Here is a 24,150-nt window from a genome sequence, read left to right on the forward strand (position 1 = left end):
GCACGCAGATGTGCATTGTTTAATTCATGATCAGCTCACTTATTTTATTTCCTATAGAAAGACAGGAAGTGGCTGCTGGAGAGGGCGCATTTCGGACGTGAATAATGTTTCCGTTTTTCACAATGTCAAAATCATCAATCAATCCTCCGTTTCTGTCACAAGCCTGGGCTCTTACTCCAGAACCTCCAGCAATAAGATCATTTTCCTGTATTTCCGGTAGAAGTTTCTGAAGTGCTTTTGTAAATGCGGATTTGGAAAGTGAACGGTGCATTTCTCCCATTCCGGTTTTACCATATTTTGCTACAATTTTTCTAAATCCCGGCCATAGCATGGTTTGCATGGTTTCATTGAAATTGAAATCGAAAAAATGGTATCCTTCTTTTTTGAAGGCCAGAACAGCATTAGGACCGGCTTCAATATTACCGTCAATCATTCTGGTAAAGTGAACACCGAGAAACGGAAAACTGGGGTCAGGTACCGGATAAATAAGATGTTTTACCAGGTATTTTTTTTCATCCTTGATTTTATAATATTCTCCTCTGAAAGGAATAATGACCACATCGTTTTTTTCGTTGGTCATTTTGGTTATCTTGTCAGAATACAATCCTGCACAGGATATAAGTTTTTTGGTTTTAAATTCGGAAATATTGGTGTTTACAATAATTTCAGATCCTTTATCAATGATATTTTTTACTTCATTTTTGAATCTTACTTCACCACCTGCCTGTTCAAAAAGTTCTTTTATTTTTTTGGCGATTCCCGGATAATCAATAATCCCGGTTTGTGGTACTTTGATTGCTCTTATTCCTTCACAATGGGGTTCAATTTCACGAAATTCTTCTCTGGAAAGATATTTTAAATCCTGAAGTCCGTTTTCAACTCCTCTTTTATAGATATTATCTAAAAGGGGTAATTCATCCTGCGAAGTAGCTACAATGATCTTCCCGCAAAGGTCATATCGTATGCCATGTTTTTCGGCAAAATTAATAACGGAATTATACCCTTCAATACAGTTTTTAGCTTTAAGGCTTCCAGGCTTGTAGTAAATCCCACTATGAATTACACCACTGTTATGTCCCGATTGGTGCAATGCCACATCATTTTCTTTTTCTAAAATGAGAATCTTAGAATCAGGATTTTTAAGTTGAGTCTGGTAGGCTGTAGCCAAACCTACCAAACCTGCACCAATGATTATGATATCATAGCTCATGACCTTTTATAATCTTGCATCTACCAGATTTCTGTCTAAACATGCCTTGGTATCAAAAACCACTGCATTTTCTTTTTTAAGCAGATCCAGATCCATTTCCAGGAACTCATTATGAGATACTGCAATCACTAAAGAATCATACTTTTTACCTTCCTGAAGAGCATCCAGAATATCAATTCCATATTCATGTTTCACTTCTTCCTTGCTTGCCCACGGATCATAAATATCAACATTTACTCCATAATCAGCAAGCTCTCTGTAGATATCTACGACCTTAGTATTTCTTACATCCGGACAATTTTCTTTAAATGTAACTCCTAAGATCAAAGCATTAGAGTTTTTGATCACTCCACCTTTTGCAATAAGAAGCTTCACTACTTTAGCAGCCACAAACTTTGCAATAGAATCGTTTACTCGTCTTCCGGATAAGATCACATCCGGATGATATCCCAGCTGTTCTGCTTTGTGTGCAAGGTAATAAGGATCTACAGAGATACAGTGTCCTCCCACCAATCCTGGTTTATATTTAAGGAAATTATATTTTGTTCCTGCAGCTTCCAATACATCATTCGTATCGATACCTACTCTATCAAAGATTAATGCTAGTTCGTTAACAAAAGAAATATTAACATCTCTCTGTGCATTTTCGATAGCTTTTGAAGCCTCTGCAACTTTAATGCTAGGTGCTTTGTGAGTTCCGGCTGTAATGATTTTCTTATATAGATTGTCTACTTCTTCGGCAACCTTTTCCGTAGAACCTGAAGTTACTTTTTTAACACTGGTAAGCGTATTTACTTTATCTCCCGGATTAATTCTTTCCGGAGAATAACCTACAAAAAAGTCTTCGTTAAACTTAAGTCCTGAATATTTTTCAAGAACCGGCACACATTCTTCTTCTGTACACCCGGGAAAAACTGTAGATTCATAAATAACAATATCGCCTTTTTTGATAATTTCTCCTAACATCTTTGAGGCCGAAATCAGTGGATTAAGATCGGGAGCATTGTATTTATCAATAGGGGTAGGAACTGTAACAATGAAAACATTAGCTTCGGCAATATCAGATAACTGGCTTGTTGCTTTATAACCTAAAGATCCATTAGTTTCCCTATATTTTTTTAGTCCGGTATCCAATTTATCAACATCAGCTTCAAGCGTTATATCTTTTCCGTCATTAAGCTGATCAACACGTTGTGTATTGATATCAAATCCAAAAACAGGATAATGATCTGCAAATTCAAGAGATAAAGGAAGACCTACATAACCCTGGCCTATAACCGCTATTTTATATGTTGTTGCCATTAACTAAATTTATTTTTTATTTTTTGAAACCAAGATTGTTCTGTATGCTGGTTATAACCATAACCATATTTGTTACTGTATCCTAAATTTTCTCTGCTTACATCATTAAGAACAAATCCTACATTTTTGATTTTTTTCTGATCAATATTGCTGTTGGCAAATTCTAACAATGCTTTTTCTGTGTATTTAGATCTGGAAACGTAAATGGTTACATCAGAAAGCTCCGCAATAAGGAAAGTATCTGTTACAAGGAGCAATGGTGCAGTATCCAGAATAATGTATTCATATTTTTCTTTCAATTCCCTTAGAAGGATCTCATAACGGCCGTTAGATAACAATTCTGTTGGGTTCGGTGGAATCATTCCTGAATAAATTACATCCAGGTAAGGATTAAAAGATGATACATGAATAATATCTTCCAGTTTAGTCTCGTCATTGTATAGATATTCCGTAAGCCCGGCAAGTCCTTTTCTGGCAGGATTATATCTCTGAAGCTGCGGATTCCTGATATCAGATCCTATGATAATTGCTTTTTTCTTGGGATTGGCCAATGTCAAAGCTAAATTCACCGAAGTAAATGTTTTTCCTTCTCCCTTTACGGTTGAAGTAACAAATACTACTTTCCCTTTTTTCTCTTTTGAAAGCATAAAATTCATATTGGTAATAAGAATTCTGAATGCTTCCGCCATAGGAGTAATATCATTCATTTTAACGATCTCAGAATCTCCTTTTTCAAGACTTGGTAGTTCTGCAATAATAGGTGCATGTACAATTTTTTCAAGGTCATGTTTTGTAATAACCTTATTATTGAAGAGCATTGTTAAATAAATAATAATAAAAGGAATGAGCAAACCAGCTACTAAATAAATCGTCAAAATAACATTGGTCTTTGGAGAAATTGCCACTGGAGAAGCATATGCAGCATCCAGAACTTTTGCTTTTGGAGCTATAATAGATTGTGCAATAGCAGTTTCCTCTCTTTTTTGAAGCAAAAGAAGATACAGATTTTCTTTAATCTGCTGCTGTCTTTCTATACTTCTGAACATTTTTTCGATAGAAGGAAGCTTTGATATTTTCCCCGAAACTTTATTTTGTTCTCCTATATATTCATTTTTTGCCAGTTCCAGCCCGACTCTATTTCTTTGAAGGGTCTGCATAATAGAACTACGCATTGCATTAATCTGCTTTGTAACATCTACAACAGTTGGATTTTCCGGTGTGGCTGATTCAAGTAACCTGTTTCTCTGTAACACAAGTTGGTTATATGCAGATATTCCCGATATTGCTTCAGGATTATTCAGTCCAATATTGGCTGGCAGAACCTGATACTGTCCTTGCTTGGAAACATAACCTATAAGAGCTGTTGTAAGCTCCAACTGGGCATCCACATCCAATTGTTTGGCTCTGGCGGCGGCAGAACTTTCTAAATTAATTTTAGCCTCCGTTTCTAAATCTGTAAGATTATTTTTAGATTTAAAACTTTCTTTCTGGTTTTCAACTTCTCCTAGCTCACCCGATAATTTTTTAATTCTATCCTCAATAAAATCTAAAGTCTTTTTTGATTCTGAATTTTTATCTACAATAGCATCATTATTATAAGCTACTACCAGGCTATTGATAATATCTTTGGCTTTTGATATTTGAGGGTATTGATATCCAAGTTTTAGCACAGTTGTCTCTCTGTTGACAAGATCAACATTAAGCGGCCCTTGAAGATTATTTACAGCAGCTTCCAGAGAAGATATCTGAAGCGTCAGTTTGTTTATATTTAAGCCCTTAACTTCTGCAGGGTTAAATTTAGGATTTTTTGTTATTATAATGTTGGCAAATGGCAGACTTATTGTCTTACCATAAGTTGTTACAATATCTTTCTTAAGACTTTCACCACTCAAGGTTAATTTCTCTCCACTGATTGCAAGTTGAACTGTATTTACAGAGCCTTTATCTTTCTTCTCTCCAATTACTCTCACTTCTACAGGGGAGGTTTCTTTATATAACTCTAAGGTCCTTATTTTTCCTTTTGCTGTAATATTTGTTTGAAGACTTAAGCTGCTGATCACTTCACTCATCATCTTCTTTGACTTCAAAACTTCAATTTCATTGGCTATACTGTTGGTTTTAAGACCTCCAATCCCGGATAAATCAGGTAAAACTCCCAAATCGTTTGCCATAACTGATGAAGAGGAATTTTTAGCATCCTTGATAAGAATTGTAGACTGTACACCATATACAGGAACCATAAATTTCAATGAAATATAGCCTATTACCAGAGCAATAAATGCACTTATAATAAACCAGGGCCATTTTCGGATATATGGTTTTATAATTTCACCAATATTAATCTTGATTAAGTTGTTTTCTTCCTCTGAAAATTGTGAAGTTCGCTGGTTATCCATCAATCGTTATTTCTTATTAAATAAACTTACTACTACGGCAACTGCTGTAACCGCGATAGAAATAGCGGTCAGATAAAGTCCAGTGTTGGGATTTTGTTTTGCTAAAACGTCTTTGGTATTGCTTGAGGAAACAATAATAGCATCCCCTTGTTTCAGATTGTAATAAGGAGAATTAATGAGATTAGCATCCTGAATATTAACACGGCCATGAGAAACAACGCCATTTTCTGTTCTGATCACCAATATGTCCTCTCTTTTCCCATATTGTGTCAGGTCACCAGCCATACCTAATGCATTTAAAATAGTTGCCTGCCCGTTTGCTATAGTATAGTCTCCTTGCCTGTTGACTTCTCCAAGTACTGTAACTTTAAAATTCGAGAGCCTGATATTAATGGTTGGGTTAATAACATATCTCGTCATTTTTTCTCTAAGTTCGTCTTTAAAAGCGGTCAGACTTTTATCCGATGTATTCAGTTTACCTAATATAGGGAAGTCAATATCTCCATTTGCATCTACAATATAAGTTGGTCCTGACAGTATTGTCGCTCCCTGATTAGGAGTATTTCCACCGGCCATTGCATTTGTCTGGATAAGTTCTGAGGAAGAATAATTCTGATTAAAAGGCTTTACAACATCCATATCTTTTGCAGTGATCAGAATAACCAACTGATCCCCAACCTGGATTGTGTTTGCTGAATTTTTCGCAGATGCATTAATTGCAACCTGTTCTATATTCTGCATATAATTTAAATCATTCTTAGCATTGGGGTTCACTTTGCAGGAAATCACCAAAGAGGACACCAATACTAATGCTAATATTTTTCCTTTCATTATCTTGTTAAATTGTGCAAATATACATTTATATTTTCTTCCTATTTATCCAAAGCCTCATAAATTGAATTATTGCTTCGGAATTCCGGCACTATTGTTTTAAGAATCCTTACAACCTCCACTTTATCTCTTCGCAGGGAAGCCTTGGTAATTTCTTTAGTAAGCCTGTCTATATCTTCAAATCCCATTGAAGGATCTTTAGAAATCATAATTTTGTCGTTATGAGTAGGAAGTGTTTTTGCATCGTCACTCAGGAGTTCTTCATAAAGCTTTTCTCCCGGTCTCAATCCTGTATAGATGATCTTAATATCAACGTTAGGTTCGAACCCTGATAACTTTATCATTCTTTTCGCAAGATCAATAATTTTTACAGGCTCACCCATATCAAAAACAAAGATCTCACCTCCTTCTCCCATTGTTCCGGCCTGAAGTACCAGTTCACATGCCTCAGGAATTGTCATGAAATATCTTACAATTTCCGGATGGGTAATTGTTACCGGTCCTCCGGCTTCAATCTGTTTTTTAAAGTGGGGAATTACAGAACCGTTGGATCCTAATACATTCCCAAATCTTGTTGTAATAAACTTGGTAACGTTACCTTCCACATTCTGAAGCGATTGTACAAAAAGTTCAGCGGCACGCTTTGAAGCTCCCATTACGTTGGTTGGATTTACAGCTTTATCTGTAGACACCATTACGAACCTGTTTACTTTATACTTGCTGGATAGTTTTGCAACAATCTTAGAACCTAATATATTAACAAAGATGGCTTCATGAGGGTTTTCCTCCACTAAAGGTACATGCTTGTAAGCTGCCGCATGATATACCATTGAGAAATTATAGGTCTGGAAAAGAGATTCCATCCTGTGATGATTGGAAACATCTCCCAAAACAAATTTGAAAGCGATATGAGGGAACTTTTCTCTCATTTCAAGTTCAATTTCATAAAGCGGTGTTTCTGCCTGATCCAAAACGACAATCAATGAAGGATTGAAAAGAGCAACCTGTCTTACAATCTCACTCCCTATGGATCCTGCTCCACCGGTTACTAATACTGTTCTATCAAAATGTCTGCTTTTAACTTTTTCGTTCTGAATTTTGATGGGTTTTCTGTTTAGTAAATCTTCAATCTGAAGGTTTCTAATAGACCCACCAAGATCACTGTCTCTCAGTTTTTGTACTGATGGTGCTTTAAAGACATTAAGATCTTTCTCTAAAAATAGATTCACCCATGAATTCATCTCATCTCTGGCCATCATTTCTTTAACAATAAGAACGCCGTCAATAATAAGGTCTTCTTTGGTGTTTTCTTCTATTTTTTCTTTTTCATAAATTGGCTTTCCCAGCAGAGATGCTCTTTTGGAGTCTGTTCTTTGTGTCAAAAAACCTACTACCTGATAAGGTAAACTCGGATTATCAAGAATAGCGCGTGCAATAGCAATAGATTGCTCGTCAATTCCCAATACCAGAATTCTTTTTTTCAGTGCGCTTCTTCTGTACTCTCTCACAATATGGAAAAACTCTTTTACGTAAAGTCTGAAAAGAAATAATCCCATAAATGAAATTACAAAATAAAGCATCAGATAAGGAGTAAGGATAAACTTACTTCCTGTGATCCAGAAATAGCAGATGTTTATTGTTCCGATAGCCAGCATTGTGCAAAAACAGGATATCAGAAGCTTAAATAAGTCTATAAATGTGGAGTGGCGGATAATTCCGGCATAAGTCTTGAAGACATACATAAAAGCAGCATTCACAAGGATAATAAAAGCGAAAATCAGGCTTTTATCATCATGATATATAAATTCCTGCTTGGTAATCTTTGCGATAATGTAAGTGGAAAGAAATAAAGATATTACAAGAATAATAATGTCTATTACAAGAATTATCCATCTAGGAAGATATCTTACGTCTGAGAGATTGACAACATTATCCCCTCCAAATATTGTTTTTCTAAGAGAATTGTACATTGTCTGTATTGGTGTTCATATTTAATTAAGTATAATATCTGATTATCCAAATCAAAGATAATTCTGATACAATCATGCAAAAATAAATAAATTTATTTCAATATGTTGAAATCAAAAATAAATTTGATGTTATATTAATAAAATCTAACAATTTCATTTCGATACAGCTAAATCCAGAGACAAAAATCATACCATATAAACTCTTTATGAAGATGATATTTACCTGTATAAATTCCTGATATCAGCTGTTTTTCTTTAAAAAAATTATTAAATGTTTATATATCAATATTTTTCAATGAACTGATTGTTTTTTTTCTATAAGTCATACTTCAAGTTTTTTTTTAATTTATTAATATTTAGCCAAAAATATCGATTATTTTCTCATATTCAAAACCTTTACTCATCAAATGTTTTATAGTTTTGGTTTTTTTTTGATATTCTTTCAAGCCAGTTTGTTTGGTATAATAATTATCATAAATTTTTCTGATTATTTTTTCATAATCAGCATCATCAATTTCATCAAAACAGGAATTTATCAACTTTTCAGAAATCTGTTTTTGTTTCAGATTGATTTTAATTTTGGTTTTCCCCCAATGTTTGATGTAAAATTTTCCCCGGATATAGCTTCGGGTAAATCTTTCTTCGTTGAGATAATTTTCTTTCAGAAGAAATAAAATTATTTCTTCTTTCGCTTCATCAATAAGCAAAAACTCCCTCATCTTCTGTTCCACTTCGGCATGGCAGCGATCCTGGTAAACACAGTAATTAACCAGTTTCTGTTTAATTTCGTCGAAGGTATACGATTTCTTTTCCATTTGAATAAAAAAAGAATGAGCAATCCGCTCATTCTTTATATGATATTGGAATGTCTGTTAGTAATTGAACAGAGCTTTACCTTCCATTAATTCGTTCACTTTCTTTCTTACAGATCCAAGAACCTCTTCATTTTTGATATTGTCTACCACTTCAGAAATCAATCCTGCAATAGTATCCATATCGTTTTCTTTCAATCCTCTTGTTGTAATCGCTGCAGTTCCCAATCTGATACCAGATGTTGTAAATGGTGACTTATCATCAAAAGGAACCATATTTTTGTTACATGTAATATCAGCAAGTACCAATGCTTTTTCGGTTTCTTTACCGTTTACCCCTTTATTTCTAAGATCTACCAGCATCAGGTGATTATCTGTACCACCACTTACGATATCAAAACCTCTGTCGATCATTGCTTTTGATAATGCCTGAGCATTAGCTTTAACTTGTTTTGCATAATTTTCGAACTGCACATCCAAAGCTTCCCCGAAAGCTACAGCCTTACCTGCAATCACATGCTCAAGAGGTCCTCCCTGGATACCTGGGAATACAGCTCCGTCCAGCACCTGGCTCATCATTTTGATTTCTCCTTTTGGAGTTTTGTGACCGTATGTATTTTCAAAGTCTTTTCCCATCATGATCATACCTCCTCTTGGCCCTCTCAGGGTTTTGTGAGTAGTGGTAGTTACAACATGACAGTGTTCGAATGGAGAGTTTAATAATCCTTTGGCCACTAAACCAGCCGGGTGAGCGATGTCCGCCCAAAGGGTAGCCCCCACTTCGTCTGCTACTTCTCTGAATTTAGCATAATCTAAATCTCTAGAATACGCTGAGAAACCTGCGATAAGCATTTTTGGTTTTTCTCTCAACGCTACTTCTCGCATTTGGTCATAATCAATAAGGCCTGTTTCCTGCTGAACCCCGTAAGAAACTACATTATATTGAATTCCTGAGAAGTTCACTGCAGAACCGTGAGTAAGGTGTCCTCCCATTGAAAGGTCCATCCCCATGATTTTATCACCTGGTTTCAAAACTGCAAGATAAATGGCTGCATTCGCCTGAGAACCGGAATGTGGCTGAACATTCACGTAGTCAACTCCGAAAAGTTCTTTAGCTCTGTTGATCGCTAAAGTTTCAACCTCATCTACTACTTCACATCCTCCGTAATATCTTTTTCCGGGATATCCTTCAGCATATTTATTTGTCAGTACACTTCCCATTGCTTTCATTACATTTTCAGAAACAAAATTTTCTGATGCAATAAGCTCTAAACCATGGGTTTGTCTTTGTCTTTCCTTTTCAATCAGGTCGAAAATAATATCCATTTTACTTTTAGTTTTTGAAATTTTCACCCCAAATGTACGGAATTTTCATTGAGATTTCCCTATTGAAAAAATGATTTTTAAACACTAAAAAATGAAAACACCGATGAATAAATCCTATATTATGATTGTTTTAATTGCATTAAAAAGCCTTTAAAATTCTTCATCTGACAGTTCCTTATTCACCATGGCTCCTGCAAAATTACCCTGTGCAACTGCATTGGCTACGGAGCGCATCATGGTTACATTATCTCCACAGGCATAAACTCCGGGAATGGTTGTTTTCTGCATCATATCTAATTTAATAAATCCCTGTTCCGTTATTTCACAACCCAGATCATCAACATTGATATTTTGTTCAAAAGGAATTTTCGCATACAAAGCCTGTAAAGGAATTTCCTTTCCGTTTTTAAAAATAATTCTTTGAATGAAGCCGTTTGTATGTTCTATACCTGCAATTTCATCCTCGTTAATAATGATTGTATTCTGCTCCAGTTTTTCAAGCTGTTCTTCGGTAAAAGTTGCTTTTCCATTCGTAAACAGCGTGAGATTTTTAGTCAGATTAAAAATCAGTTTCGAAAATTCATAAGCCATATCTCCGTTGGAAAGAATTCCTGTAACCTCGTTTTTCACTTCATAACCATGACAATATGGGCAATGTATCACAGAAATTCCCCAGCATTCTGCAAACCCGGGAATATCCGGCATTTTATCTTTTACTCCTGAAGCAAGGATCAGTTTTTTAGCCTTAAATTTTTCACCGGAGGAAATTTCAACCTCAAAACCTCCAATCGTTTTTTGTGTTTTCGCTACAGTTCCGTTATAAAAATGCACTGTATTGTATTTTTCGACATCTTTTCTGGCTAGCTGTGCAATTTCTGACGGTGTTTTCCCATCGTGAGTGACAAAGTTATGAGAATGCGGAGTTTGTCTGTTGCAAGGTTTTCCGTTATCAATAATGAGGACATTTCTTAATGATCTTCCTAAAGCCATTGCTGCAGATAATCCTGAATAGCTTCCACCTGTTATGATGACATCTAAGTTTTTGTTTTCCATAGTCTAGTTGATAATTGATAATTGATAATTGATAATTGATAATTGATAATTGATAATTGATAATTGATAATTGATAATTGATAATTGATAATGCAAAGTTAACCTAAAATCAATTAACGCAATAAAGTTGCAATAATATTTATCTATTAGCTTTATCCTGTCTGCAAATCATCATTTACAACTTTATTAAAAATTATTTCCACTCATTTTCAACTTCGATAATTTCCTCCTGAATTCTTTTATTAACATCTATTTTAGCTCCCTGCAAACTGAAAATTGCAGTTCCTCTTTCTCTCGCGTAAGGATTGGTGATGGAATCTTTTAATGCTGCAATTTCAAAAAAGGAACCGGATTCTTTAAGTTCTTTTCCTGCTTCAGATGCTTCTTTAACCCTGATCACATTTTTATATTTTTTGTTTACATCTATCCAATTGATATAATCTGCATTAAATGACACCGCCACGACTCCAGCTTTTGAGTAATAATTAATAGCTCCGGTTTGTCCGTAATTATCACACAGTACCATGGTTTTTCCGGTTTTCGACAATCTGGAATATTCTTTATCTACCTTTTGAGCCAGTTCTTTCCAACCTTGCATATCAGCAAAATCCTGTGGCAGCGGATGATCTTTTCCATCTTCCCAGCGAAGCAGTCCTAATTTTTTATACTGGCTTTGGTGGGACACAATGTATTCAGGACTTTTATTTGGAAAAGCCACATTATACAAAGGCAGGAATAAAAGTATTGGAATAAGGATGCTAACCGGTTTCAAAAATCTTTTCCAGCCTTTTTCAAATACATTTCCGAGAAAAACAGCACCAAAAGCAATATACACAGGATAGAGTCCGATTGCGTAGTAATCTTTTGCTTTAAAAAATAAAAACAGAGTGATCGTGATGATATAGCTCCAAAAGAAAAACCTGTATTTTTCAAAAGGTCTGTATAACAGCAATGCTCCCCAGCCAGCAATAATCACAAAAATAACTCCGGCAAAAAATAAAATCTGGGATTTCATAAAATCCATTCTGTCTACATGTACAAGTTGCCTTTCCGAAAGCTCTTTCATATGATGAACAACCGGGAACTGATTCTGATACTGCCAGAGGAGATTTGGAAAAATAATAATTAAAGCTAAAAGAGCTGCCCAATATACATGAGGCTGCATAAAAATCTTCCTTTGCTCCGTCAATAATAAGACAGGAATAAGCCCTAATAATGAAAAGGCAATATTGTACTTATTTAATAATCCGATTCCGACAATAACGGCTCCTGTGTAAAGCCACCTTACTTCTTGGGAATTGAAATATTTGATCAGGCTGTAATAAAGGAAAAGCCAGAGAAAGATCTCCAGAGATGTCGGCTGGAACAGCATATTGACCCGAAGAAGTACTGAAAATAATATTCCTGTAGAAGCCAGTATTTTAGCAAACAGGCTTCCCTTGAGTTCTTCCACAACTTTCCATGTAAGGACACTCGTCAATGCTCCGAACAGGGCTGGAAAAAATTTAACCCAAAATATGGAATTCCCCAACATTTTAATGATCCAGGCTATCCAGGAATTGGCAGGCGGAACTGAAAGATATCCCCAGGCAAGATGATTCGCCTGATCAAGATGCAGGTACTCATCCCGGTGAAGCTCATACTCGGGGCTTATAAGAGAGTATTGAAGGGCAAACTTTGCAACGACAAAAAGAAACAGAATCCAATAGTCTTTTTTCATGGGATATAGTTTGGAATTTTAAAGATAAGACAGTTTCAACTTCTTTTCCGTTACAATATTATTTCAAATCTGTTATCAATAATTTCAGTTTTTATCTTCTGAATATTGTCAGACCAATACTTTATTTCGTCATTCTTCTCAGGACATTTTTTTATAGGAGTCTTCTGGCAGGCAGCTAAATAGTCCTGATATGTTTTCAATATATTATTCAGATACGTTTCATAGTCTTTAGGATTTTCAGGAATAAACCCTATTCCATCACAGCCACATGAGTGAAAGCATTTCCCTGTTTTAAAAAGGCTTTCTATAATCTTCCATTCTTTGAGAGCTGTTTTCTTAGGGGCTTTAAAATCTTTCCCCATATCAGCCATCATACTGCTGCATTCAGGACATTTTATAGTCCGGTTTTCAATCTCTGAAACAATTTTTTCCAGCTCTTGTGTTCCTTCCTTTGTAAAAGCATATCCTACATTACGGACTGACTTCCCTGGTTCATGGTATACTTTTTCTTTTTCGATCCTTTTTATAATATCATAAGCATCCGGCTGTTTAAATGATTTCCGGCATTTGAAACAGACATAATGTGATTTATAAGTTTTCTGGGCGTAGCGACACATTTTTTCATGGATTTATATAATTCAAATATAGGAATTTACACCTGCAAAATTTTTTGACGTAAAAAAGAATCCCCGAGAAAAAAATTCCTCAGGGATTCACAGTTTAAAAGTGTATAGTGTAGTTTATTATTTTTTATTCGCTTTTTCTTTAAGCTCTTCTTTGTCTTTATCAGATGGATTCCATACTTTAATTTCGGTGTCTTTTGTAATATTGGATCCCGGAAGAATCTGAACATTGATCCCATCACTTGCTCCCAGTTTTACATATACTTTTTTGAATTTCCCGTCTTTTTGTTTCACTTCCACGAAAGGAACATCTTTTCCTTGTTTCTTTTCATACTGAATTAAAGACTCATCCAATAATAATGCATTTTTCTGAGAACTTAAAACAATTTCACCGTTGGCAGAAAAACCAGCTCTAATATACTCATTATTAGGATTAGTTACATTACCTTCTACCGGAAATTTAATAGTTCCTGCATTATCCTTACCTTTTGGAGCAATCATAGTTAGTTTTCCGGGGAATGTTTTATTCTGAAGAGCACCGATCACGATGTTCATATCCATACCTTCACTTAGCTTTCCGGCCTGCGCTTCATCAATTTCACCTTTAAAGATCAGAACATTCAGATCTGCCACTGAACAGATGGTAGTTCCGGCGTTAAAGTTATTGGCTTCAATCACCTGGCTTCCTGCTTTTACAGGAACTTCAAGTACAGTACCTGATGCTTTGGAACGGATTTCTGTAGTGGCCAAACCTTGTCCTTTAAGTTCAGGAGTTGCCCCTGTTTTAGCGATCTGCAATCTTTTTTGAGCGGTATTCAACTGCTGCTGGGCATTTTTCAAAGTCTGCTGCTGAGAGTACAACTGCTGCTGAGCGTTCAGATACTCCTGTTTAGAAGCGACTCCCTGCTTGTATAGCTTATCCTGCATATCAAACTGCTTCTGCATGTTTCCTACATTCATCTGGGCATTACTGATCTGGATCTGTGCATTCTGAACTTCCTGCTGAGCGGCATTTACTTCTGAGATACTCGGAACAATTTTTACGGTAGCAATTAACTGCCCTACTTCTACCTTATCTCCTTCTTTTACTAAAATTTTATCTATAATCCCTGCAATGTTGGGCTTGATTTCAATTTCTTCTTTGGGAACAATTTTTCCTGTTGCCATTACTTTATCATCCATATTCTGAACGGTAGGCTTACGGGTAAGGAAAGCTTCTCCTTCTTTAGAGTTTGATTTGATAAGATAGCCAAGCCCTGAGAACAATGCCACTGCAAATAAAAGCCCTAACACTATATAAATGGCTTTTTTCCAGGTGAATTTCTTTTTCATATGTATAGTTTATTTTTTATTCAATAGATTGAAAGATTTAAAATTTAAAGATTGATTCTCTATAGTCCTTTTTCTAAATCTTAAAATTGTTTATTTTCAAATTAATTACTCTGTTCTTAATGCTTCAATAGGCCTGATCTTTACGGCTCTCTGTGCCGGAATCATCCCGATTATTAATCCCAGAATCACCATGACAGCCATCGCAGCAAATACGTTTCCGTAGTTCACTGTCGGATTATAGAAAGGAAATGAATCCTGACCCTGGGTAACCGCATTGAGAATCATTAATACAAAGATTCCAAACATGAAACCTATTAATCCCGAAGAGAGTGTAATGACAACACTTTCCAGGAGAATCTGATTTCTTACTTCCGCAGGTTTTGCTCCCAACGCTCTTCTGATCCCGATTTCTTTGGTTCTTTCTTTTACTGTAATCAAAAGGATATTTGAAATCGCGATAACTCCCGCAAGGATAGTCAGTGTACCTACAATGATTGTTAACAGCTGCATTCCCGTAAGGAAACCTGTGAGCTTTTTAAATTCTTTTCCAAGGTTGAAACTTCCGAAAGCATTGGTATCTTCAGGGGACACTTTATTTTTGCTTTTTAAAACCTGCTTTACATCTTCTTCTACGGAATTGACATTGGCATTCGGCTTACTGACAATGGCAAACATGTCTATCTGATCTCCTGCATTATACATTTTCGTATAAGTGGAAAGTGGAATGAAAGCCGTTTGGTCATTTTCAAATCCTCCTCCTTTTTTTACCCGGAAAACGCCGATGACATTGAAGAACAGCCCTTTAATATTGATTGATTTTCCTATTGGATTCTCTTTTTTCTTGGAATCAAAGAAGTTTTTGTAAATCTCTTCTCCAATAACAACTACATTTTTATTCCCGGAAACATCGGCATCATTGATATAGCGTCCGAAGATCAGTTTCTTTTCTGAAATTTTATTTCCCACAGAATAATCTCCGGTAAGCGAATAGGTTCCGTTCTTACCGTTTCTGGACATTGCTTCTCCGGGAGTTCCTGTAAAACTTCCTCTCGCATTTTGCGGCGAGATATAATCTATAGCTGTTACTTTTCTTTTCAGCATTTCCATATCGTTTAAGTTCAGATGAACTTCTCTTCCTTTAGGAAATCCTTCATAGGGAATTGATGTTTTTTGTGCCCACAGGAAGATTGAATTGGTGGCAAAACCTGAAAATAATTTATCAAAACCATTCTCCATTCCTTTTGCTGCTCCAAGAAGGCTTACATACAAAAACATTCCCCATCCTACACCGATCATGGTAAGAAATGTCCGGAGTTTATTATTCCTCAATGAATAATAAATTTCCTGCCAAGTATCTTTTTTAAATATGATATTCACCTTGTTGAATTATGAGTTATACATTATGAGTTATGAATTCCATCAATCTGCATTTTTGCCTTTTTGTTTATATTATTCCGTCCTCAGCGCTTCAATAGGTTTGATTCTGGAAGCTCTGTACGCGGGTACAAATCCTGCGATCAGTCCTGAGAAAATCAGTGCAATGAAGGCCATAATAATGGATCCCCAGCCAACACTTGGGTTTTTAATAAAAAATTCTTCAAGACTGTTCCCGATAAGGTTTAAGGTTAAAACACCTATTCCGACTCCAACAAGTCCGGACACCACTGTAATCACAACACTTTCCTGAACAATCAGCCCTACAATTCCGCTTGGCTTTGCGCCAATAGCTTTTCGAACTCCGATTTCTTTGGTTCTTTCTTTTACGATATACACCATAATGTTACTGATCCCAATGATTCCGGCAAGCAGTGTTCCCAGCCCGATAAACCCTACAATTGCTGTAAGTACCGCCATAAACATGAATGTGTCGTTCATATTTTTAGCATTATTCCAGACACGGACACCGTTTTCATCATCAGGAGAAACATTTTTCCTTGATTTCAGCTTATCTTTAAGTTCATCTCCGTATTTAATAGCTTCCTGAGGAGTCAGTTTATCACTGTATGAGATATAGGCAATATTCACCGTATCGGAACCTTTTTTCATCTGCTGCAAAGTGGTAATCGGTACCGTGATATGTCTTTCGTCCCAGTCTCCACCATCATCTGAAAATACGCCCACCACTTTAAACATCGTTCCATTGATGTCCAGTTCTTTTCCTACAGGGCTTCCGTTCTTGATCAAATCCCGCTGTACCATTCTTCCAATGACGGCCACATTTTGCTTTCCTTCCAGATCTCTTGGAGAAATATATCTGCCATCGATCATTTTCCGGTTCTCAATCACCTGCTCTCCGGGTTCTGCTCCATGGATCTGATAGATTCCGCTTTCTTTACCATATTTCACCATTAAACTGGCATTGTATCTCGGGCTGGAAGCTCCTACATTTTTTTTCTCAGCGTTAATAAGAAAATCATAGTCACCATTATTCAGTGTAACGGTTCGGTCTGACTGCAGTCCTTTATAGGCCAATGTCGTTTTTCCGGTAGTAATGGTGATCAGGTTTTTGGCATCACCTGAGAATCCTTCAGAAAAAGCATTCTGAAGACCTGTTCCAATTCCAAAAAGTACGATGAAAATAAACAGTCCCAAAGCTACTGTAAACCCTGAAAGCACCGTCCGAAGTACATTACTCCGGATAGAACTGAATATTTCCTGCCAACGATCTAGGTCAAACATAGTTTTTATTTTTTTACTTTGTAAAAAAGTCAATTAGCTGCGCCCTCAATTTTCTCCGAAGTCAATTAACTTTGTTGTCAATTTATTCTTCACAAAACTTTAATTACGAACCTGACTAATTTTCACATTTCTAATCTTTTTTCAACATTTTACTTAACAAGATAAATGCTGTTTTTATTAAATTTCCAATTTTTGTTAATTCCTCTATTTTAATATAATTACATTCTATAACGATATCAAAACAAGAATCCAACTCAATAACCGAACCTCTGGCAATTTCAAAATACCTTTTCCTTTCCAGTTCAGATTTTCTTGAACATCCTTCGGTAATATTTAATACAACTGAAGTAGAAGCTCTTCGTATCTGGTCGATTATGTTAAACTTTTCATGATCAGGAATCTTGGATAAAATTTTATAACATTCTATTCTTAATTCTCTGGCTGACTGATAAACATCAAGTTTATAATGGTTCAGATTTAAAAACATTTTTATTTTTTTTCATATTCATTTGTGTGTGTTATTAATTATTTTTCCTCTTCATTATCAATTCACTTGCGAAGCAAAATTGACCATTCACGATTCACTTATAATACAATCTGCTTAATAAACTCATCACTCTCAATAATCCCATCTTTCAGCACAACATTTCTTTTGGTCTGTGCAGCGACATCAGGTTCGTGGGTTACAACGATGATTGTTTTTCCTTCATTATTGATATCCTGAAGCAGTTTCATAATATCATGAGTGGTTTTGGAGTCTAATGCTCCCGTAGGCTCATCTGCCAGTACTACTTTAGGATCTGTAATCAATGCTCTTGCAATGGCTACTCTCTGCTTCTGCCCTCCGGAAAGTTCACTTGGAAGGTGGTTGGCCCATTGTGCCAATCCTACTTTTTCCAGATATTCCATAGCTTTCTGATTTCGCTCTTTTCTTGGTACATTCTGATAGTACAAAGGCAGGGCAACATTTTCCAAAGCTGTCTTATAATTGATAAGGTTAAAAGACTGGAAAATAAATCCCAGGAATCTACTTCTGTATTCCGCAGCCTTTACCTCGGATAAATGTTCAATAGGAACTCCATCCAACTCATAGGTTCCGGAATCTTTTTCATCCAGAATTCCAATAATATTAAGAAGCGTAGATTTTCCGGAACCGGAACTTCCCATAATAGAAACAAACTCCCCTTCAGAAATATTCAGATTAATTCCTTTGAGCACATGAAGCTTGCTTTTCCCTGTATCGTATGACTTATTTAAATCCTGAATTACTAACATTAAGTGATGTATGTTTTATACCCAATAAGTAGATGATATTTTCAAATTGTTACAAGAATAAAAATTTATTCAAATTTTTTTTTGTTTAATACATTAATCCTTTATTAACAATACTTTACAAAATATTGTTTAACTGTAACTCCCTATTTGTATCTATTTATCCTCAAGATTGCTGTCCAGCCTATTATCCGAGCCAGTTTCATGTAAATGTGGAAAACTTTTCAGGCTAAAAGTCAGCCTATTAGTATTTACCTCTTTCAAAATCAGTTCTTTTTTTCGAACTTTGCTATTAGTTCTTTACAAGAAATATGAATTTGGGAAGTGAATAACTTTAATTCACAACTTCCAGATAAACAAAAAGTTAAGTATTTCCGGAACGTTATCCACAAGGATCTAAATTATTTAATTATAAAGATATTTAATATGGGAATTTTTGATAAAAGAGTAAGTTATAAGCCATTTGAATACCCGGAGGTTCTTCAATTTGTAGAAGCCATCAACAAATCGTTCTGGGTGCATTCGGAAGTGGACTTTACTGCAGATGTTCAGGATTTTCATTCGCAGTTGGAACCACATGAAAAGCATGCTGTGAAAAATGCGCTGTTAGCCATTGCACAGATCGAGGTGTCTGTAAAGACATTCTGGGGAAATTTATACAACCACCTACCAAAACCGGAGTTCAATGGATTAGGATCTACTTTTGCAGAATGCGAGTTTCGTCATTCTGAAGCATATTCCCGTTTATTAGAGGTATTAGGATATAATGACGAGTTCCTTAATGTTATCGAAATTCCTGCTGTAAAAGGGAGAATAGAGTTTCTTGGAAATGCTTTAAAACATGCTAATTCTGCAACACCTAAAGAGTATGTTTCCGCTTTACTATTATTCAGTATTTTAGTGGAAAATGTTTCTCTTTTCTCGCAGTTTGCCATCATCCTTTCTTTCACAAGATTCAAAGGGTTTATGAAAAACGTTTCCAATATCATTGCATGGACTTCCGTAGATGAGCAGATTCACGCTAACGCAGGAATTTACCTGATCAACAAAATCCGTGAGGAACAGCCTGACTTGTTAACAGACAGCGATATCGAAGACATTTACACTTTGGTAGATGAGTCTATCGCAAGAGAAGGAGATATCCTTAGCTGGATCTTTGAACTGGGAGAAATCGACAACGTTTCTAAAGAAGATCTTCTCAACTTCATGAAATACCGTGTGGATGACAGCTTGAAGAAAATCAACATGAAAACAAGATACAACATTACGCCTGAACAATACAGACCAATGGTATGGTTCGAGGAAGAAGTTTTCGCCAATTCACTAGATGATTTCTTTGCTAAAAGACCTGTTGACTATACAAAACACGATAAGAGTATTACAGCAAACGACTTGTTCTAATATTGGAGCGCGAGCGAAGCGAGCGTCAAAGCAGTCAGTATCAGGATTACCCTTTTCTGATTAATAAGTGAAATTGTTGTTCATCAGTAAAGCACAAATACAAAAGAAATGATTAATGTAATAGTAACCTATACGGTAAACCCGGAATTTGTTCCAAACAATAAAACCCATATCCAAAAATTTCTGGAAGACTTCAAAAATTTAGATCCTTCCACTTTTGAATATAAGGTTTTTGTAAAGGAAGACGGTGTTACTTTTGTACATTATTCAAACTACATCAATGAAGAAGTTCAGCATGAGGTTTTGAATGTTCCGTCTTTTAAAGAATTTCAGAGATTAAGAGATGAAAGCGGGCTGAACGGTTCCCACAAAGTAGAAATTTTACAATCAATAATATAAAAAAACAAAATTCCGGAGTGACTCTCTCATTCCGGAATTCGAAAATATAACATCTATGGAAGAGCAAAATTCAAATATATGGTGGCTCAATGAAGAGTCTGAGCAAATGCTGAACAGAGGATATCTGTTGAAAGGTGAAACAGTAGACGGAGCTATCGACAGAATTACCACTGCCGCTGCAAAAAGGTTATACAAACCTGAACTTCAGCCGGCTTTCAAAGAGATGATCACGAAGGGATGGATCAGCTTCTCTTCTCCTGTATGGGCTAATATGGGAACGGAAAGAGGTCTTCCTATCTCATGTTTTAACGTTCATATTCCGGATAGCATTGAAGGAATTACCCACAAAATGGGTGAAGTTATCATGCAGACTAAAATCGGAGGTGGAACTTCAGGATATTTTGGAGAATTGAGAAACAGAGGAACCGCTGTAACGGATAACGGAAAATCTTCAGGAGCAGTTTCATTCATGAAGCTTTTCGATACGGCTATGGATGTTGTTTCTCAGGGAGGAGTAAGAAGAGGTGCCTTTGCTGCTTACTTGGATATTGACCACGGAGATATTGAAGAATTTTTATCCATTAAAGATATCGGCAGCCCGATTCAGAACCTTTTTACCGGAGTATGTGTACCGGATTACTGGATGCAGGATATGATCGATGGTGATATGGAAAAACGTAAAGTCTGGGCAAGAGTATTGGAAAGCCGCCAGCAAAAAGGACTTCCATATATTTTCTTTACAGACAATGTGAACAGAAATAAGCCACAGGTTTATAAAGACTTGGGAATGACGGTGAATGCAAGTAACCTTTGTTCTGAAATCATGCTTCCGTCAACAATGGAAGAGTCTTTCATCTGCTGTCTGTCTTCCATGAACCTGGAATTGTATGATGAGTGGAAAGATACAGACGCTGTAAAACTGGCAGTATACTTCCTTGACGCGGTATTATCAGAATTTATTGACAAAACTGAAGGAAACTATTACCTACAGGGAGCAAGAAACTTCGCGATGCGTCACAGAGCTCTTGGATTAGGAGTTTTAGGATACCACTCTTATTTACAGAAAAATATGATTCCGTTTGAAAGCTTTGAAGCGACTCAGTTCAATGCCAGAGCATTCAGACATATCAAAGAGCAGGCTGAGCAGGCTTCAAGAGAACTTGCCAACATCTATGGAGAACCTGAAGTATTGAAAGGTTACGGATTAAGAAATACCACAACAATGGCTATTGCTCCTACCACTTCAAGTTCTGCCATCTTAGGACAAACTTCTCCGGGAATTGAGCCTTTCTCTTCCAACTATTATAAAGCAGGTCTTGCGAAAGGAAACTTTATGCGTAAAAACAAATACCTTGCACAACTGTTGAAAGAAAAAGGGTTGGATAACGAAGAAACATGGAGAACAATCATGCTGAACCACGGATCTGTACAGCACCTGAACGAGCTTACTCCTGAAGAAAAAGCAGTATTCAAAACGTTTAAAGAAATCTCTCCAATGGAGATTATTTCTCAGGCTGCACAAAGACAACAATATATTGACCAGGCACAGTCTCTGAATCTTCAGATTCCTTCTACAATGCCTGTAAAAGATGTCAACTACCTTTATATTGAAGCTTGGAAAAAAGGAGTGAAAACACTTTACTACCAAAGAAGTTCATCTGTTTCAAAAGAAATGATGGTTAACTTCGTATCATGTTCAAGCTGCGAGGCATAGGACCAAGTAATAAACACGCTATATTTACAAAAGCATACCGAAAGGTGTGCTTTTGTCGTTTTCAATGCTGATTCTGTCTAATTACTTTCCATAGAAATCATAGAATGCTCTGGGATTTTTGGTTTATATTTGTGTTTATTGTTTAATACCAAAACTACAGATATGAAATTCGGACAAGTAGAAGACCCATCAAAAATAGATTTCACATTACCTAAAGATCATCCCAGAACGAAAGAAATACTGGCCCTTAATAAAAAAGGCCTGGAAAATATTTCTATCGGATGTGCGAAATGGAATAAAACAGATCTCAAAGGATTCTATCCTAAAGGAACTAAGGATGAACTCACCTATTATGCCACTCAGTTTAATTCTATTGAATTGAATGCTACTTTCTACGGAATGCCAACTCCGGATCAGGTAAAGACCTGGAAAGAAAAAACACCGGAAAATTTTAAATTCTTTCCTAAGATCACGAATACCGTTTCCCATTTCAGAAGACTGATTGATGTTACTGATCCTGTAACTCATTTTGCTTCCGCTGTTATTAATTTTGATGAAAAACTGGGGATGGCCTTCCTTCAGCTTCATGATAATTTTAAACCTAAGGATTATGACAGACTGGAAAAGTTTGTAAAGGAATGGCCAAAAGAAGTTCCGTTAGCCATAGAACTCCGAAATACGGAATGGTTTACCGATGAAGAAATACTTAATACAACATGTGAACTCTTTGAAGCCCATAATATCACCAATATCATCGTAGATACTGCCGGAAGAAGAGATATGCTTCACATGCGTCTTACCACACCCAACGCATTTATCCGTTATGTGGGAGCCAATGCAGAAAGTGACTACGAAAGACTGGATGACTGGCTGAAGCACCTTACCAAATGGAAGAAAGAAGGTCTTCAGAACCTTTACTTCTTTGTACACCAGAATATTGAAAAAGCATCTCCTCTATTATCTGCTTATTTTATCAAAAAAGTGAATGAAGAATGGAAAACGGATATTCATATTCCGCAAATGGCAGCAGAAAGCACCGGAACCCTCTTTTAAGTCAATGTGGAGAGAGACTGCGGTATTCCTTTTCATAACGAAAAAATTCATATATTAGAGTATAATGTATTTCACTCAACATTATACTTTAAAACATAAATCATGGAAAAGGAAATTTGTACAATAAGTATTGCTACCAACTGGCTTGGTGATGACTATATTTTTTATGAAAACCATACGATAAAAAGAGTATATGATAATCACAGTCTGAATTTCAACAAGATTGAATGGCTTGAACCCAAAGAAATCAGTAAACAAAATAAGGATAGATTGATTAAAGCCTGTCCTGAAGAGTTTAAAGAGCGGATTATGCAGATTCTGGATTATCCTTAATAGAAACAAAAAGGTAATGAGTATTTGAAACTCATTACCTTTTTTATTTATTTTTTCTAAGAAGCAATACGAGATTGAGAAACAGGAGCAGGAAGTCTAATGTAATCCAGATACCAAGCTTTGTATTCTCATAATTATAAGCATCCACCTGTTTTTTGGCAGCATCAGAAAGCTTCATGCTTTGATTGATGTAGTTCTGCACTTCTACAATCTGGTCGATATTTTTATTGGGTACAGAATGTTGAGAAAAGTACACAAGGTTTTTCTTTCCAAGATAGCCTGCAATCCAATATTCGTCAGACTTATCCATTTTGAGGTACTCTATTCTGTAATACTCCGGGCGTATTTTTCCGATATGTTTAGGTTCAAGAGTAGTATTCTGATCTGTTTTATTTACTTTGATTAAATAAAAGTCTAATGCCTGCGGAAGCTTATTAATCACCTGCAGCCCCACAGAATTATCCACGAATGCCACAGCACTTTTCTTGATAAACCAATAGGTAAAAACAGAAATTGAAAAAACTACCGTTACAATACGAAACAGCTTTGCCCATCTGGCCATGCTTCCTGATTTAACCTTAAAGAGAACTAAGGAAAGAACAGAAGCTAAAAATATTATGAAAATAATGAGTGTCATATTTTACAAAGATACTTCTTATCTCTATTTTATCCATGTCCGAGGCCAATTTTTAATTTTAACCAGCCCTAAAAAATAGTTTTCTAT

General features: G+C 36.0%; 21 protein-coding genes. 5 read left to right on the top strand and 16 right to left on the bottom strand.

Translation table 11 applies throughout. The features are described 5' to 3' along the window. Positions 1 to 19: 19 nt before the first annotated feature. The 15 genes from lhgO to V0410_RS10660 form a co-directional block, all read right to left on the bottom strand. The gene (gene lhgO, locus V0410_RS10590) at positions 20 to 1,210 is read right to left on the bottom strand and encodes an L-2-hydroxyglutarate oxidase (RefSeq protein ID WP_330747450.1); all 1,191 of its coding nucleotides are present in this window, start codon (positions 1,208 to 1,210) and stop codon (positions 20 to 22) included. 6 nt (positions 1,211 to 1,216) lie between these two features. Then, complete coding sequence (locus tag V0410_RS10595; protein ID WP_330747451.1) at positions 1,217 to 2,512, bottom strand: nucleotide sugar dehydrogenase; 1,296 nt, start codon at positions 2,510 to 2,512, stop codon at positions 1,217 to 1,219. Continuing rightward, positions 2,512 to 4,908, bottom strand: a complete 2,397-nt coding sequence (locus V0410_RS10600) for a GumC family protein (RefSeq protein WP_330747452.1) — start codon at positions 4,906 to 4,908, stop codon at positions 2,512 to 2,514. Before V0410_RS10600 ends, V0410_RS10595 begins: the two co-directional genes overlap by 1 nt. Before the next feature lie 6 nt (positions 4,909 to 4,914). Continuing rightward, entirely contained in the window at positions 4,915 to 5,739 is an 825-nt protein-coding gene (locus V0410_RS10605; RefSeq protein WP_330747453.1) for a polysaccharide biosynthesis/export family protein, read from the bottom strand. Positions 5,740 to 5,780: 41 nt separating this feature from the next. After that, positions 5,781 to 7,709 carry a polysaccharide biosynthesis protein gene (locus V0410_RS10610; RefSeq protein WP_330747454.1) on the bottom strand — a complete coding sequence of 643 codons (1,929 nt, stop codon included), beginning with the start codon at positions 7,707 to 7,709 and terminating at the stop codon, positions 5,781 to 5,783. Between the two features lie 356 nt (positions 7,710 to 8,065). Next, positions 8,066 to 8,524, bottom strand: coding sequence for a regulatory protein RecX (locus V0410_RS10615; RefSeq protein ID WP_110010035.1), 459 nt, complete (start codon positions 8,522 to 8,524; stop codon positions 8,066 to 8,068). Positions 8,525 to 8,581: 57 nt separating this feature from the next. Beyond that, the gene (gene glyA, locus V0410_RS10620) at positions 8,582 to 9,847 is read right to left on the bottom strand and encodes a serine hydroxymethyltransferase (protein ID WP_110010036.1); all 1,266 of its coding nucleotides are present in this window, start codon (positions 9,845 to 9,847) and stop codon (positions 8,582 to 8,584) included. Positions 9,848 to 9,997: 150 nt separating this feature from the next. Then, positions 9,998 to 10,900 (bottom strand): NAD(P)/FAD-dependent oxidoreductase, encoded by a 903-nt coding sequence (locus V0410_RS10625; protein WP_330747455.1) that lies wholly within the window; start codon positions 10,898 to 10,900, stop codon positions 9,998 to 10,000. A 193-nt stretch (positions 10,901 to 11,093) separates the two neighbouring features. Continuing rightward, on the bottom strand, positions 11,094 to 12,620 hold the full coding sequence (locus V0410_RS10630; RefSeq protein ID WP_330747456.1) for a glycosyltransferase family 39 protein: 1,527 nt from the start codon (positions 12,618 to 12,620) through the stop codon (positions 11,094 to 11,096). Positions 12,621 to 12,670: 50 nt separating this feature from the next. Continuing rightward, on the bottom strand, positions 12,671 to 13,237 hold the full coding sequence (locus V0410_RS10635; RefSeq protein WP_330747457.1) for a hypothetical protein: 567 nt from the start codon (positions 13,235 to 13,237) through the stop codon (positions 12,671 to 12,673). A 126-nt stretch (positions 13,238 to 13,363) separates the two neighbouring features. Beyond that, a complete protein-coding gene (locus tag V0410_RS10640) occupies positions 13,364 to 14,575 on the bottom strand; it encodes an efflux RND transporter periplasmic adaptor subunit (RefSeq protein WP_171006293.1) in 1,212 nt (403 codons plus the stop codon). Positions 14,576 to 14,680: 105 nt separating this feature from the next. Continuing rightward, positions 14,681 to 15,952 (bottom strand): ABC transporter permease, encoded by a 1,272-nt coding sequence (locus tag V0410_RS10645; RefSeq protein WP_110010041.1) that lies wholly within the window; start codon positions 15,950 to 15,952, stop codon positions 14,681 to 14,683. Positions 15,953 to 16,024: 72 nt separating this feature from the next. Beyond that, the gene (locus V0410_RS10650; RefSeq protein ID WP_202841049.1) at positions 16,025 to 17,254 is read right to left on the bottom strand and encodes an ABC transporter permease; all 1,230 of its coding nucleotides are present in this window, start codon (positions 17,252 to 17,254) and stop codon (positions 16,025 to 16,027) included. 130 nt (positions 17,255 to 17,384) lie between these two features. After that, positions 17,385 to 17,741: a four helix bundle protein gene (locus V0410_RS10655; protein ID WP_062673974.1), complete on the bottom strand. Its 357-nt coding sequence runs from the start codon at positions 17,739 to 17,741 to the stop codon at positions 17,385 to 17,387. A gap of 98 nt (positions 17,742 to 17,839) precedes the next feature. Beyond that, positions 17,840 to 18,529, bottom strand: coding sequence for an ABC transporter ATP-binding protein (locus V0410_RS10660; RefSeq protein ID WP_034699055.1), 690 nt, complete (start codon positions 18,527 to 18,529; stop codon positions 17,840 to 17,842). A 423-nt stretch (positions 18,530 to 18,952) separates the two neighbouring features. On the opposite strand from V0410_RS10660, the gene V0410_RS10665 reads away from it, so the two are divergent. The 5 genes from V0410_RS10665 (at position 18,953) to V0410_RS10685 (ending at position 23,426) form a co-directional block, all read left to right on the top strand. Then, the gene (locus V0410_RS10665) at positions 18,953 to 19,927 is read left to right on the top strand and encodes a ribonucleotide-diphosphate reductase subunit beta (RefSeq protein ID WP_041461620.1); all 975 of its coding nucleotides are present in this window, start codon (positions 18,953 to 18,955) and stop codon (positions 19,925 to 19,927) included. A 108-nt stretch (positions 19,928 to 20,035) separates the two neighbouring features. Beyond that, positions 20,036 to 20,326 (top strand): hypothetical protein, encoded by a 291-nt coding sequence (locus V0410_RS10670; protein ID WP_330747458.1) that lies wholly within the window; start codon positions 20,036 to 20,038, stop codon positions 20,324 to 20,326. Between the two features lie 55 nt (positions 20,327 to 20,381). Next, on the top strand, positions 20,382 to 22,040 hold the full coding sequence (locus V0410_RS10675; protein ID WP_062673967.1) for a ribonucleoside-diphosphate reductase subunit alpha: 1,659 nt from the start codon (positions 20,382 to 20,384) through the stop codon (positions 22,038 to 22,040). A gap of 162 nt (positions 22,041 to 22,202) precedes the next feature. Beyond that, the gene (locus V0410_RS10680) at positions 22,203 to 23,093 is read left to right on the top strand and encodes a DUF72 domain-containing protein (protein ID WP_202841052.1); all 891 of its coding nucleotides are present in this window, start codon (positions 22,203 to 22,205) and stop codon (positions 23,091 to 23,093) included. Positions 23,094 to 23,195: 102 nt separating this feature from the next. After that, positions 23,196 to 23,426, top strand: coding sequence for a hypothetical protein (locus V0410_RS10685; protein WP_137905090.1), 231 nt, complete (start codon positions 23,196 to 23,198; stop codon positions 23,424 to 23,426). Between the two features lie 43 nt (positions 23,427 to 23,469). Here the strand turns inward: V0410_RS10685 and V0410_RS10690 are convergent, their stop codons facing one another. Continuing rightward, positions 23,470 to 23,988 carry a hypothetical protein gene (locus tag V0410_RS10690; RefSeq protein WP_330747459.1) on the bottom strand — a complete coding sequence of 173 codons (519 nt, stop codon included), beginning with the start codon at positions 23,986 to 23,988 and terminating at the stop codon, positions 23,470 to 23,472. Between the last annotated feature and the right edge of the window lie 162 nt (positions 23,989 to 24,150).

Origin of the sequence: Chryseobacterium sp. CP-77 (genome assembly GCF_036362765.1) — a bacterium.
Lineage (GTDB): Bacteria > Bacteroidota > Bacteroidia > Flavobacteriales > Weeksellaceae > Chryseobacterium > Chryseobacterium cupriresistens.